The 13,506-nt window shown below is 43.5% G+C and carries 16 protein-coding genes; 11 read left to right on the top strand and 5 right to left on the bottom strand.

From position 1 onward, the window contains the following. Window positions 1–12: 12 nt before the first annotated feature. The 5 genes from BLT94_RS07565 to BLT94_RS07545 all read right to left on the bottom strand — a co-directional run bounded on the left by BLT94_RS07565 (window position 13) and on the right by BLT94_RS07545 (window position 3,980). Window positions 13–1,647 carry an ABC-F family ATP-binding cassette domain-containing protein gene (locus BLT94_RS07565; protein WP_092232299.1) on the bottom strand — a complete coding sequence of 545 codons (1,635 nt, stop codon included), beginning with the start codon at window positions 1,645–1,647 and terminating at the stop codon, window positions 13–15. 112 nt (window positions 1,648–1,759) lie between these two features. After that, window positions 1,760–2,137 (bottom strand): NifB/NifX family molybdenum-iron cluster-binding protein, encoded by a 378-nt coding sequence (locus BLT94_RS07560; protein WP_014956542.1) that lies wholly within the window; start codon window positions 2,135–2,137, stop codon window positions 1,760–1,762. Window positions 2,138–2,357: 220 nt separating this feature from the next. Next, window positions 2,358–2,600: a hypothetical protein gene (locus BLT94_RS07555; protein WP_014956543.1), complete on the bottom strand. Its 243-nt coding sequence runs from the start codon at window positions 2,598–2,600 to the stop codon at window positions 2,358–2,360. Between the two features lie 152 nt (window positions 2,601–2,752). Next, complete coding sequence (locus BLT94_RS07550) at window positions 2,753–2,938, bottom strand: hypothetical protein (RefSeq protein ID WP_041279302.1); 186 nt, start codon at window positions 2,936–2,938, stop codon at window positions 2,753–2,755. Between the two features lie 16 nt (window positions 2,939–2,954). Further along, window positions 2,955–3,980, bottom strand: a complete 1,026-nt coding sequence (locus BLT94_RS07545) for a uroporphyrinogen decarboxylase/cobalamine-independent methonine synthase family protein (RefSeq protein ID WP_092232297.1) — start codon at window positions 3,978–3,980, stop codon at window positions 2,955–2,957. A gap of 876 nt (window positions 3,981–4,856) precedes the next feature. On the opposite strand from BLT94_RS07545, the gene BLT94_RS07540 reads away from it, so the two are divergent. The 11 genes from BLT94_RS07540 to pstA all read left to right on the top strand — a co-directional run bounded on the left by BLT94_RS07540 (window position 4,857) and on the right by pstA (window position 13,504). Next, the gene (locus BLT94_RS07540) at window positions 4,857–5,216 is read left to right on the top strand and encodes a tetratricopeptide repeat protein (protein ID WP_014956545.1); all 360 of its coding nucleotides are present in this window, start codon (window positions 4,857–4,859) and stop codon (window positions 5,214–5,216) included. A 492-nt stretch (window positions 5,217–5,708) separates the two neighbouring features. Continuing rightward, the gene (locus BLT94_RS07535) at window positions 5,709–6,611 is read left to right on the top strand and encodes a transporter substrate-binding domain-containing protein (RefSeq protein WP_092232296.1); all 903 of its coding nucleotides are present in this window, start codon (window positions 5,709–5,711) and stop codon (window positions 6,609–6,611) included. Between the two features lie 24 nt (window positions 6,612–6,635). Continuing rightward, window positions 6,636–7,358 carry an amino acid ABC transporter permease gene (locus BLT94_RS07530; protein ID WP_092232294.1) on the top strand — a complete coding sequence of 241 codons (723 nt, stop codon included), beginning with the start codon at window positions 6,636–6,638 and terminating at the stop codon, window positions 7,356–7,358. An 11-nt stretch (window positions 7,359–7,369) separates the two neighbouring features. Further along, a complete protein-coding gene (locus BLT94_RS07525; RefSeq protein WP_092232292.1) occupies window positions 7,370–8,029 on the top strand; it encodes an amino acid ABC transporter permease in 660 nt (219 codons plus the stop codon). Further along, window positions 8,026–8,772, top strand: a complete 747-nt coding sequence (locus tag BLT94_RS07520; RefSeq protein ID WP_092232290.1) for an amino acid ABC transporter ATP-binding protein — start codon at window positions 8,026–8,028, stop codon at window positions 8,770–8,772. Before BLT94_RS07525 ends, BLT94_RS07520 begins: the two co-directional genes overlap by 4 nt. Before the next feature lie 101 nt (window positions 8,773–8,873). Further along, entirely contained in the window at window positions 8,874–9,236 is a 363-nt protein-coding gene (locus BLT94_RS07515) for a hypothetical protein (RefSeq protein ID WP_245743025.1), read from the top strand. Next, entirely contained in the window at window positions 9,233–9,571 is a 339-nt protein-coding gene (locus tag BLT94_RS07510; protein ID WP_245743023.1) for an aminotransferase class V-fold PLP-dependent enzyme, read from the top strand. Before BLT94_RS07515 ends, BLT94_RS07510 begins: the two co-directional genes overlap by 4 nt. Window positions 9,572–9,639: 68 nt before the next feature. After that, window positions 9,640–10,254 carry an FKBP-type peptidyl-prolyl cis-trans isomerase N-terminal domain-containing protein gene (locus BLT94_RS07505; protein ID WP_014956549.1) on the top strand — a complete coding sequence of 205 codons (615 nt, stop codon included), beginning with the start codon at window positions 9,640–9,642 and terminating at the stop codon, window positions 10,252–10,254. Window positions 10,255–10,932: 678 nt separating this feature from the next. After that, a complete protein-coding gene (locus BLT94_RS07500) occupies window positions 10,933–11,772 on the top strand; it encodes a phosphate ABC transporter substrate-binding protein (RefSeq protein ID WP_092232288.1) in 840 nt (279 codons plus the stop codon). After that, a complete protein-coding gene (locus BLT94_RS07495; protein WP_092232286.1) occupies window positions 11,772–12,620 on the top strand; it encodes a PstC family ABC transporter permease in 849 nt (282 codons plus the stop codon). The genes BLT94_RS07500 and BLT94_RS07495 overlap by 1 nt, the downstream gene beginning before the upstream one ends. After that, window positions 12,620–13,504, top strand: coding sequence for a phosphate ABC transporter permease PstA (pstA, locus tag BLT94_RS07490; protein ID WP_092232284.1), 885 nt, complete (start codon window positions 12,620–12,622; stop codon window positions 13,502–13,504). The genes BLT94_RS07495 and pstA overlap by 1 nt, the downstream gene beginning before the upstream one ends. Window positions 13,505–13,506: the final 2 nt, after the last annotated feature.

The raw sequence follows: 13,506 nt of genomic DNA, 5'->3' as shown, positions 1-13,506 counted from the left end.
AAAGAAGGATGATTATATTTGTCTGTGATCCCGTCCGGTCTTTGAAAGATAGTATTCATAATCACCTTTGTATACAGTCATTTTTCCCCGGTCGATCTCGAAAACCCGATTCACAAGACAGCGGAGGAAATGCCGGTCGTGGCTTACCAGAACAAGGGTTCCGGTAAATTTTTTCAGGGCATGGAGCAGTATCTGTCTGGACTGGATATCCAGGTGGTTGGTGGGTTCGTCAAGAATTAAAAAATTTATCGGCTGTCCCAGGAGAGTTGCCAGAACCACCCGGCTTTTTTCTCCGCCTGATAGTTGGTCTATCCGTTTTTCCACGTCATCACCCGAGAAGAGAAATGCGGCGCACAGGTTTCTTATCACACCCATTCCAGCACGGGGCAGGGCATTTTGAACAGTTTCAAAAACGGTTCTCTTTGAATCGAGAATATCCATGGAGTGCTGGCTGAAATAACCGATATTGACACTTGCTCCGACTCTTGCGATGCCTTGTGTCGGATTTGTTTTTCCTGCCAGAACCTTCAGGAATGTGGATTTGCCAGCACCGTTGACTCCGACCACGGCAATTTTATCCTGCCTGCTGATCAGCCCGGAAATATCACTGAATACGGTTTTGGGTTTTCTGTCCGGGGTTTCCCATGTTTTTGCAAGCTTATCCAGAAGTACAACGTCATCACCTGAACGTGGCGGCTCTGAAAATTCAAATTTAATGACCCTCTGTTGTTCCGGCAGTTGAATTCGTTCTATTTTTTCCAGTTTTTTGATACGCGATTGTACCTGGGCAGCATGGGATACTCTGGCCTTGAAACGGGCGATGAAGTTTTCTTCCTTGGCAAGCATCTCCTGCTGGCGCCTGTGGCTTGCCACAAGTTGCTTTAACCTGATTTCCCGTTCCCGAATATAAAAATCATAGTTTCCGCCATAGGTGGTGGTGGTGTGGTTTGCCACTTCAACAGTCCGGGACACAACCTTGTTCATGAAATCATGGTCATGGCATGTCATCAGAAGGGCGCCCTTAAAATCATTTATCAGCCAGTTCTCCAGCCAGATGATGGACTCCATGTCCAGATGGTTGGTGGGCTCATCCAGAAGCAGGACATCCGGGCTGATGATCAGGATCTTTGCCAGGGCAATGCGCATCTTCCATCCGCCACTAAAGGATTCCACAGGAAGATTATAGTCGTCAGGTCCTATTCCCAAGCCTGTTAGAACGGTCTGGGCACGGGTTTCAAGATCATATCCGCCGCGGTTTTCAAACTCCTCGGCAGCATCTCCGTAGTTTTCAAGCAGGACTTCCATGGCGCTTTCATCCATGGGTTCTGCCATGGCGGCTTCCATCTTTTTCATATTTTCACCCAGCATCACCACGTCGGACGCCGCAGACATTACTTCACAGAGGGCTGAGCCGCCGGACATCTCCCCCACATTCTGGGAAAAGTAACCGATTTTTATTTTTTTTGAACAGGAGATCTCTCCATCATCTGCTTCTTCTTCTCCCGTGATCAGATGGAAGATTGTTGTCTTGCCTGTGCCATTTGCACCCACAAGTCCTGTCCGTGTACCGGTTAAGATTTGCAGGCTGGCATTTTTAAAAAGAATCTGAGATCCGTGCTGTTTTGAGATGTTTGTCAGATGAACCATTTTACCGCTCCAAAAAAAACGGTAAAATTACCATATCTAATGGGTGGGTTGCAAGAAAAAGAAATATCTCTTTGGTCAGGGTTTTTGAGTGCCTGTGGAAAATCAGATATTTTTATAGGTGTCCACATCCACCCGTATGACCTCCACAGGTTTGTTCTAAAGTCATTTCAGGCATTGTGTTACTTTCAAACAATTTGATATTGTCTTGAACCGTGCCTTTTAAAGCTTTATAAACTTTGATCCCCATTTTATTTAATTTGTTGATAGCACCGGCACCAATACCGCCAACAATAATAATATCAACCATTTTTCCATCTAAAGCTTTTAGAGGGTTACACATGCCATGTACATGACCTAAGTCTTGATTGCTAATTGTGTCTGTTGATTGTGCTTTTGTGTCAAAAACAACAAAGAGTGGAGCCGAACCAAAATGGCCGAAAACTTCACTCTCTAATCCTTTATCTGATTCAACCGGAAAACATATTTTCATTTTTTATTTCCTATTAATTTGCTGTGAAATACTCGGATGCTTTTTATATCAGAAAAAAACATTGCTGAATATATTTATTTTTAAGTTTATTCATTAATGCAATACCAAGCTTATGATACACAGGAAGGTGAATGCTCCACTCCTGAATCAAAGATTCATAATGGGCTTCTATCAGGTTGAATCGTATGAGCAGGGATAATTATTCTTGCCCTTTTTTTTATTATTTTCCCGCCAGGGCCAGGCCTGCCATCTCCACGTTGGTCTTCCACTCAGAGGCGGAAATACCCCAATTGCGGCAGTCATTCAGGTCTGCATCCCGGTTGAATGCAGCTTTGAGCCATAAAGGGTCTCTATTGTCATAGCACCAGGCTGCAAAGGAATCGTCCATAAGGAAGGTGGAAGGGGAGGCACCTGGGTTTAGCCGTATCATTTCCCTGAGTTCATCAGCAGTTTTAGCAAACATAATTTACCTTATATTTAAACTTTCAATATCAGTCGTTTTTATTGAAGGGACGAATAACCGAACAAGGCTGGGTCTGTCAACCCCTCTATCGAAATAACAAGAAAATTTAATTTTCTTACATACTAAGGATAATTTTGAGTCATTTTTTATGTTTATTGATCGGATTTCAATTCATTCAGCTTTTTAAACAACATATCATATTCATCTTCATACTCAAGCAGATCCATCATGACAGGAGGCTTGGTTGAATGAGCAGGCAGTCTGTTTTTGGTTTTGTTAATCAAAATTTCAAGTTCTGCCATTCTTTTTTTAATATTTTCGATTCCATTCTGGTCCATATATGAAGACTTCCTTTTATATTAATTTGTGGTGTTCTCTTAAATTTTCAGAGAGTCTTTTTGTTAATTGGAATGCTTTTTCAACTGTTTTTTCCTTATCCTGGTTGACCAGGCAACAGGTAGCAGGTGATATCAGGCTTTGATTCAAAATTTGATCCAGCGGCACTCCTTTGTTAGATAACGTATTCCAGATAGTATTTAATTTAAATGCAAGCAGGTCGAGATTTTCTTTTTCAAAGGTTTCAATACCGGTTGGAACTATCCCCCAGACCAATATTCCGTCCCTGTCCAAAAAACTTTTTATGGAACGATGGCAGGATGCCAATACCTGGGCATTGGTATAAACATCAAATGACAACACATCCATATCAAGGCCTAAAAGGAAATCCCAGTCCGGATTACCGCAAAGATGTATTCCCCGTGGACCATCAATTGTGGAAAAAAACAGATCTAAATCCTGTTTGGCTTTTTGTTCTCCATATCCGGACATTGCTGAAAAGATGAATTGCATGCCGGGTTCGTCAATAAACATAAAAGCATTGCTGTTTTTTTCTTTCAGTTTTTTTAGCTGGATATTAATCCGTTTTGCCATGATTTCAAACATGAAAGGCCTGATATTATCGTCAAACAATATCGGGCGGTCATCCTGATCCAGAACATTAAAGCCGAAACTGACAGGGCCTTCAAGTTGCCCTCTGATCGCGGGCCTATCCACGAGATCAACGTTTAAAAATTTGTGATACACTGAAGAATAAGCAGGGCTGACATCAAAATATTCAAGGTCTTCAAAGTGGGACATGGTCTCTTCAAATTCATCTATGAATTTATCCATGGAGAACCGTAACGTTTTGTTTTCCATATCAAGCAGTATTCCCGGAAAATGTTCTGCTGCCTGCACATACATATCTTCATAGTAACTGTAATTCGGTAACTGTGGCCAGAATGGAATATCAAGGCTTAAAGCAGTTTTAAGAGCCTGATTTATATCTGTATGCGGCATGACCGCCATTGCTGTTGTTAATAGTTTGCCTGGGATAGTCATCTTATGCACCTTTTTTTTTAAGGGTCTAAGCCCTTGGTAAAAACATTCTCAGTTCACGCGGAAAACATAATATAATAAAAGCACTCAATAGTAATGTTTAAATCAACCGGAGATAAATGCATCTTTTTTATTATTATAATCAAACACTATCATTTTTTAACTGGTCTTGCATTGATCTATATCAAGAAAGATCTATTTTATTTGGATATGAAAGATCCATTGATGTATTCTTTTGATATCTTTTATACTTAAGGCTCTCAAGTAGTTAATGCAGGTATAATTAGTCACAACTGTAATCAATCACTAATTTTTTTTCTATTAACAGGTTGATTATCTGTTTGATGGATAAAATCCCCACCAACCGAAAAATGCGGGACTTGTTTCCAGTTTTTAAAATCCCAGACTATTTAATAATAGTCCGGGGTTTTGAAATTCAGCATTGAGGCAACTTTGTTTTTGACATAGTCCTCAGTGAAAAATATTAAAGATATCGAGGCAACTCAGAACCGATATCTGTACCTTTTATCTTCTTCAGTCAGTTGAAAAAACGATCAAATTTTCATAAAAGTTGCTTATGTCTTTAATTTTGAGCCTGCTTTGTCGAACCCAATAATCCCCTTATGTAAAAGGTGGGACACGCCCTGTTTTTTAAACTTCTACGCATTTAGGTTACACTCAAATGAATTTACAAATATCAAAATCCATATCCATTCTCAAAATCCATGCCAAACTTATATGCGATCACCATGAAGCCCTTGTTATAAGGAATCGACATATACCTATTTTTGTGGTATTTTAGATGTAATAGAAGTTTACTCCTAATTGATGGTACCCCTGAAGTTCTGGTAATTAAAAAATGGTCAGAGGAGGTCGTCAATGTCCTTTAACAAAAAATCAAATAATTATGGATTGCCTAAACAAAAACTGAAATTAATGCTTAAATTGATCGGCACCTTAAGTCGTTCAGGTATGGTTGCCGGGAATAATGGTGATTTCGATTCAGCGTTTCATAATTGCAAGCAGGCTCTTTCATTAGCCATGGAATTAAAAAAGGAATGCCTTGTCGCCAAACTCCTTAATAACCTTGGCATACTATACTATCAATCTGGTGCATGGGATGAGGCACTTTTATCCTATGAAAAATCCATGAATATTGTTATCAAAAATTATGGTCAACACAACTTTCTTTATAAAACCATTCAAAAGAATATCACTTATTTGTTTTTCACAACATAATAATTATTGATGAATTAGTGCTGTTTTGTCCGAACCAGCCCTGACTAAAAGTATTTGACGATGATTTTTTTAATTCCTATTCCCACTCTATCGCTTCCAACTCACCAGTGTTGATAAAACAATTTTTAGTATGGAAGTGCTGATAAACAACTGATCAGATGCCTTGCCTACATAGGAGAATTCAATAATCTTACAAACGTTCATCATAATTATCAATTGGATAATTCTTATTCTCTATGCCATATAAATTCTGATTTTTGACAAAAAAGGAATACGAATCTTAATTAGAAAGCTCTTAGGCGCAATATCATCAATAAATAGCCCGCAAGAAAATTCTGTAGCTGCTGTCTGAAATTTGGAAATAGTGGGCTGTGACCAAACCGTTTATAAGCAAATTGAGCCGATGGAACATTTTGATTTGATACTGCGCCTTAGCCCAAGAGTTTGTCCTTTTTTTGTATCGATTTATAACTGATATAAATAGGAGAAAACATGAGAAAAATGTTGAATAGTGTTGTTGCAGTTCTTTGGTGTCTGACACTCATATTGGGAATTACTATTATCCCTGACAGTGCAACTGCCGGAAACAAAAACCTGCTTGAAACCATCAAGGATTCCGGTGAAGTTCACATGGGGTTCCGGGAAGGATCGGTTCCCTTTGGTTTTATGGATAAGGGCGGTGCCTGGGTTGGTTTTGGTCTTGATATGGGAGCCGAAGTGGTCAGGGAACTTGAGAAGAAATTTAACAAACCCATCAAACTTGTTAAGCATCCCATGAATCCGAAAACCCGGATCACAATGGTGGCCAACGGCATGGTGGCAATGGGCATCGGCTCTACTACCATTACCCTGGCCCGGGAAGATGTTGTAGATTTCAGTCTGCCTTATTTCCTGACGGGAACCCGGCTTCTGGTACCCAGGGACAGCCCTGTTTCCTCCTTTGCCGATATCGGAGGCAAAAGGGTAGGCATGGGGTCCGGGTCAACAGCTAATATCAAAGGGATGGACCGTGCCATTGCCCAGGGGCAGATAAAGCCGGCCTGCCAAAAAATTCTGTTTGAAGAGCATAACAAGGGATTTCTTGCTCTCCAGCAGGGAAAGATTGATGCCTATTTTACTGATGCCAGTCAACTGGCCGGGATGCGGGCCAAAGCCAAAAAACCAGAAGACTGGAAGATCGTTGGCAAGTACCTGACCTATGAACCCTACGGCATCATCCTGCCGGAAAATCAGGGGGAATGGCGTGACTTTGTCAACAAAGCCTTTATCCACATGCTAAAGGATGGTCGATTTGAGGCGCTGTATACCAAATGGTTCGGTCCAGACGGAGTGGTTCCTTTGCCCATGACCGACGAATACAAGGTGCTGCTTAAATCCTTAAGCTATCCTGAATAGCCACTTTAGGCTCAAAGATATGTTTTGCTGAATTATACTTTTGACTGGTCTGTTCTGTGGTGCCAGCCATATGGCGCTATGATGATCAAGGGAATCTTGACCACTCTCGGACTTTCTCTGGTCGCATGGTGTCTGGCTTTGATCCTTGGCATCTGCATAGCCGCCTGCCGGGTTTATCCCAGCAAGACAGCCCGTGTCTTAGCCCTTGGCTATGTCCTGATATTCAGGAATATTCCTTTCCTGGTCCAGCTGTTTTTTTGGTACTTTGCCGCTCCTCTGCTTTTGCCCCGGACCGTCCAGGCCTGGGTCTATGACACGGTTCCGGATTATGCCTTCTTATGCGGGGCAGTGGGGCTTGGCATGTATACGGCATCAAGGGTGGCTGAGCAGTTCAGGGCCGGACTTCTGGCCATCCCCGAAGACCAATATCGGGCCGCATATGCAACGGGGTTGCGGCCGGGCCAGGTATATAGATATGTGATCCTGCCCTATGCGTTCAGGATCATCATACCGGCTTTTACGACAGAGTTTCTCACCTGTTTTAAAAACTCCGCCCTGACCATGACCATTGGTGTTATGGAAATTACCCATACGGCCTATGTCATTGACTCTTTTACCTGGCACGGCCTTGAAACCACAACAGCCGCCAGCCTCTGCTACTTGGCCATTGCTCAGGCTGTGGCTCTGGGCATGTGGCGGGTGGAAAAGCAATTGGCCGTTCCCGGCCTGATTCGGCGGAGAGGATAATTCCTAAGTCTATGGATTTTTCCGTTATTTCCGACAACCTGAACTATATGGCCGGCGGATTGTGGCTGACTTTTGAGATAGCGGTAATGGCCGTTACAGGCGGCCTTGCCTGGGGAATTTTTCTGGGGCTTGGCAGGCTTTCTTCCATCCGGTTGATTTACTATCCGGCCAGCCTTTATGTTCATTTTTTCCGGGGAATTCCCCTGATTCTGGTAATTTTCTGGATCTATTTCCTGGTCCCGGTCTTCCTTGGCAAGTCCATGGGTCAACTGCCTGCGGTGGTTCTTTCGTTTATCCTTTACGAGGCAGCTTATTTTGCAGAAATTGTCCGATCAGGCATCCAGTCGGTCCCTGTGGGGCAGAAAAGAGCAGGGCTTGCCACGGGGCTTAGGCCCCTACAGATAACCCTTCATGTGGTACTGCCCCAGGCCTTGAAAAAAATGGTGCCGGCCCTGGTTACCCATTGTGTTGTGGTGTTCCAGGACACTTCCCTGGCCTATGTCATTGGGCTTCGGGACTTCTTGCGCCGGGTCAACCTTGTGGATGCCAGGGAGGCAAGGTCTGTGGAACTCTATTTGTTTGCAGCGTGTGTTTATTTTATTTTATGTGCCTTGGGAACTTTTCTGGGCTATTATCTGGAAAGCCAACCCAGGGTAAAGGATACGCAGTGATTGAAATCAAAAATCTGGGACTTAGCTATGGCAATCATCTGGCCCTGTCAGATGTTTCCCTTCATGTTGAAAAGGGCAAAACCATGGTGGTATGCGGCCCTTCCGGATCGGGGAAATCCACACTGCTCCGGTGCATCAATGGCCTGGAACGGTTCCAGTCCGGCGAAATTTTTGTGGACAATTTTTCTGTCCAGGGCGGGCACACGGATATCTATGATCTGAGAGCCCGCATAGGCATGGTGTTTCAGCATTTTGAACTTTATCCCCACAAAACCGTGTTGGACAATCTCATCCTTGCCCCGGTTAAGGTAAGAAAGATGACAGGCACCGAGGCCCGGAAAAAGGCAATGGCTATTCTGGAGCAGGTGGGGATTGCGGACCAGGCCAACAAATATCCGGCCACTCTCTCAGGCGGACAGCAGCAGCGGGCAGCAATCGCCCGAGCCTTAGCCATGGAACCCCAGGTCATGCTCTTTGACGAGCCCACATCAGCCCTGGACCCGGAGATGATCAAAGAGGTGCTTGATGTCATGGCCGGCCTCACCCGGTCCGGTATGACCATGGTGGTGGTTACCCATGAGATGGGCTTTGCCCGCAGGGCTGCCGATGAGATTGTGTTTATGGACAAGGGCCGGATTGTAGAAAAAAATAATACCCGGGATTTTTTTGCCCGGCCGGCTCATGAACGGCTCCGGCAGTTCCTGGGAAGGATACTGGATGAGGGGGTTAAAATTAGAGGTTAAAAAAATGAATTCAAAATTTAAAATCAGCGTATTATGTGAAGACCAGGTTGTGATGGAATTCAACGGCATGGACCTTTCCAGGGAAGAGATGGAGGCATCTTTTGACCTGGAGTTGTCCAAAGGCCCCCCGGCAGTTGACCCCGCCCGTCTATTTTCTGGACCAGATTCCAAAGGCCTTATCCCAGACTATCGAAGGAGAAAAGATGAGCGACTGCCCCCATCCCAATTCAACCCTGATCCGGGAGAATATGATCGTGCTGGATATTGTTTCAACTTTCAAATCGACCCAAGCCGTATTCAAGCTATGGGAAGAAAAAACCGGGGAGTGCATATGCTGCAATGCACTGTTCGAGTCCCTTGACACTTTTGCAGCAAAATACGGCCTGGATCTTTGCTCTTTTTTAGATGATCTGGAAAATGCCGCAATAATAATCGACAAACCATCAGAGGGGACGCATCCATGACACATCCGGTTTATCTTGACTATAACGGCACGACGCCCAATGATCCCAGGGGCATTGACGCCATGCGGCCATTTATTGAAACTGAATTCGGGAACCCGTCCAGCTCGCACTGGTACGGCATCCAAGCCAAAAAAGCCGTAGAAGCAGCGCGCAGGCAGGTGGCCGCTTTTTTGAACTGCCGGGCAGATGAAATTTTTTCACATCCGGTGGCACTGAAGCCAACAACCATGCCATCAAAGGCATGGCCCGGGCCTGTGAAATTGCCGGCCAGAACATCTTCAGGTTACCAAGTATATTCATTCTTGAAATTATGTCGAAAAATAATTTTAGCATAATGCAATCTGATTGGTTTTTGTGTATATTAATAAACTTTTCATCAAATATTTGTATATAAGGAATTAAAATGAAAGTTGATTTAGATAAGGTTAGTTATGTTCTTGGGCAAAGTATCGGTGGTGACTTTAAAAGACAGGGCTTTGAAATAAATCCTGAGATTTTTGTGGATTCATTTATTGCGGCTTTCAAAGGAGAACAACCCCAGATGCCTGTTGGTGAAATGCAGCACATTATGCAAAATTTTCAAAGAGCCATGCAGGACAAAAAGCAGGCAGAGCAGATGGAAGCCGGGAAAAAAAACATTGAAGCCGGAGAAAAATTTCTGAAAGAAAACGGTAAAAAAGAGGGGGTTAAAACAACTGAAAGCGGGCTTCAGTATAAAGTTATCACTAAAGGAAGCGGAAAAAAACCCGCCGCCACAGATACCGTTGAAACGCATTATGAAGGTAAGACACTTGAAGGTAAAATCTTTGACAGCTCGTACAAACGCGGAAAAACAACAACTTTTCCATTGAATGGCGTCATTAAAGGCTGGACAGAAGCGCTTCAACTTATGGCTGAGGGTTCAAAATATGAGCTGTATATTCCATCTGAACTTGCCTATGGTCCAACCGGAAGTGGGGGGATGATTGAACCATATTCTACATTGATTTTCACGGTTGAACTTATTGCGGTAAAATAATAATTCATCGGATTCTCCGAATTCCCGGGACGAAAATTTGGAGAATCCCATGGCGCCATTTTAATATTGATCAAATATCTAAAGTTTTGTTTGACCATACCGAGGTAAATTGGATAGAAGAATATTTACCTACAGGTTCTTTTTTCTTAACAGAATGAACACCCCCAGACTATCTTTGTCAGTCCACACTTTATTTGAAAATTTGAAATCATTCAAACCACAACATAGAAGTTTTTTCGAATTCCAAAAGTCAAACATACTTGCATTAAGGTTGACTCTTCCAATATTCAATAATTCAAACTGTATCTTTAATATTTTAAACAAATAACAATACCAATTATTTAATTGGATAATTCAATTTAGGTTGAGTTATTTTGGAACTGTAATCCAGGCTAATAATTAATCCAGACAATAATATGACCGTGTTAAGTTCGGTATTTAAAAATTTGCAAGAATACCAGGTATAGTATAGACAAATTTTTCAGCCAGGGAGTTTCTGGAAGACTGCAGGTACCCGGCAAGTGTTTTTTTTGTGGGGGTGTATAGATATATCTGATATGTTTGCCTGATTTGTATCACAATAATCAATTTGATTTGTTTTTTAGATGTGGATACTGAATAGCCCTTTGGATTGGATGACGATATTTTATGATCAAGTGTTGAATAAAGGAGAAAAAAATGAAAAAAGGATACCGCACGATTAAATGGAGTTTGATCCTGGCAATGATTGTTTTTCAGGCAGGCTTTTGTTTTGCAGCAGCTCTTGATGATTTTAAATCAGAAGAAAAGCAGGTGTTGCGGATTTCCGGGGGAACCGCACATATTCCGGTCATGAAGGAGGCGGCCAAACGTATCATGACCATTAACCCGGATTTACAGATCACCATTGCAGGTGGTGGTTCCGGGGCCGGGATCAAACAGGTGGGAGAAGGGCTGGTTGATATAGGAAATTCCGGCAGACGGGCAAGCGATGCAGAGATTGAAAAATACGGGCTTGGCATGGTCAAATGGGCGGTTGACGGGGTTGCCACAGTGGTGAATCCCAAAAACCCGGTTAAGGCTCTGTCCGGCAAACAATTGCAGGATATTTTTTCCGGGAAAATCGCCACCTGGAAAGCTCTTGGCGGTGATGACAGACCAATCAATATCTATACACGGGACAAGTCCAGCGGCACCCGGTCGGTGTTCTGGAAAAAAGCTTTGAACAAAGGGGATATATCTGACAAGGCCAATTTTGTTACCTCAAACGGTGCCATGAAATCTGCTGTTACCAATGATCCTTATGCCATTGGGTATGTTTCTGTCGGGTATATTGATAAAACCGTTGCACCTGTAACACTGGACGGTGTGAAACCAACACTGGATACGGTTAAATCCGGGGAATACAAGGTTGCAAGAGGGCTTTACAGCAACACAAAAGGCGAACCATCAGGCCTTGCTGAAAAGTTTATGGAATATCTGTTAAGCTCGGAAGGACGCAAAATTGTTGTGGAAAAAGGATTTATTCCTGTTAACTGATGCGGTGTAAAGACACCATAGCCGGGTTTGTATTTTCAGGGGCATCTGTTTTTAGTGCTGCCGTAACCCTTGCCGTACTGGGTTTTATGATCGTGTTGAGCCTGCCGGTGTTAAAGAGCGCTGTTTTTTTTGATGTTCTTACAGCGCCCTGGTCACCGGACCACGGGCAGTTCGGTATTCTGCCCATGATTGTAGGGACCCTTTATATTTCCCTTGTAAGTTTGTTGATCAGTTTCCCGCTAAGCCTTGGATGCTCCATCTTTATTGAACTTGTAAGGCCGGACGGACCGGGCAGGCTGTTAAAGAAAATCGTTCAGCTCATGACAGCTATTCCAACAGTCGTCTATGGATTTGTTGGGGTGTTTTTGCTGGTCCCCATTATACGCGAATGGTTTGTCTACGGCTCCGGGATGTGCATTCTGTCGGCTTCCTTGATGCTGGCACTTTTGATTGCACCCACAATGATCCTGCTTTTTTCTCAAAGTTTTGCCCGGGTTCCTCAAAGTTATTTAAATGCAGTGGATGCCCTGGGTGGAAATATGGTTCAAAAATTATGGTATGTGATCCTGCCCAATGCCTGGCGCGGCATATTGACCGGGATTATACTGGCATTTGGCAGGGCCATGGGAGATACGCTCATCGCATTGATGATCAGCGGCAATTGTGTTGCTCTGCCGTCCTCTGTGCTGGATTCGGCCAGAACCCTTACCGCACACATTGCTTTGATCATTGCCGCTGATTTTGACAGTATTGAATTTAAAATTCTTTTTATCTGCGGGATCACTCTTTATTTGATGACAAGCTGCGGTATTATCCTTGCACGCAGCTTAGACCGGAAACCTGGATAATGGCAAACAACTGCTGGGACAAGATGCTTAAAATTTTTTCGTGGATCTGCACCTTTTTGCTGGTCACGGCGGTTTTTATGGTCATCGGATTTCTTGTCGTAAAAGGATATAAGGCAGTCAGCCTGGAACTGATTTTTGCCGATACCCGTCCCTTTGATGCACTGCTGCTTAAACGCCAGGTGTTTGGCGGACTTTTTCCGGCAATGGCCGGAACCGTGTCTCTGGTTGTCCTATCCATGGGGTTTGCCCTTCCCCTAGGGCTTGCCTCGGGTATATTTCTGGCGGAATATGCACCGTTTCGAGTAAAATGGTTTTTCAGCCTGCTGTTTGATATTCTTGCCGGAATACCGTCCATTGTCGTGGGGCTGTTCGGGTTTTCCATCACTATATTTTTGCATCATTTTTTCAGTGAGCAGATTTTTCCCTGCCTTTTGATAGCTTCATTATCACTGTCATTCCTTGTTTTGCCCTATATCATCAGGACAACCCAGATGTCCCTTGAAAGTCTTCCTTTGCAGGTAAGGCTGACAGCACCCTGTCTTGGGGCAACCAAACTTGAAAATATTTTTCTGGTACTTTTGCCTTCATCCATGTCCGGGATTATCAGCGGGATTGTTCTTGCCATTGGACGGTGCGCGGAAGATACGGCCGTCATAATGCTCACCGGGGCCGTTGCAACGGCGGGAGTCCCAAAATCAATCTTTTCAAGCTTTGAGGCCCTGCCGTTTTATATCTATTATATGGCCTCGGAATATGCCGATCATTCGGAACTTATGCAAGGCTATGGGGCCGCTTTAATCTTGCTGATCATCAGTGCCGGACTGTTTGGCGTTTCATACGGGATTAAAAACAGGTTTGCCACAAAAATACCAAATCGGTTTTAACC

The organism is Desulfobacula phenolica (genome assembly GCF_900105645.1).
GTDB classification, from domain to species: Bacteria; Desulfobacterota; Desulfobacteria; order Desulfobacterales; family Desulfobacteraceae; genus Desulfobacula; species Desulfobacula toluolica.
This window is presented reverse-complemented; position numbering and strand designations above follow the sequence as displayed.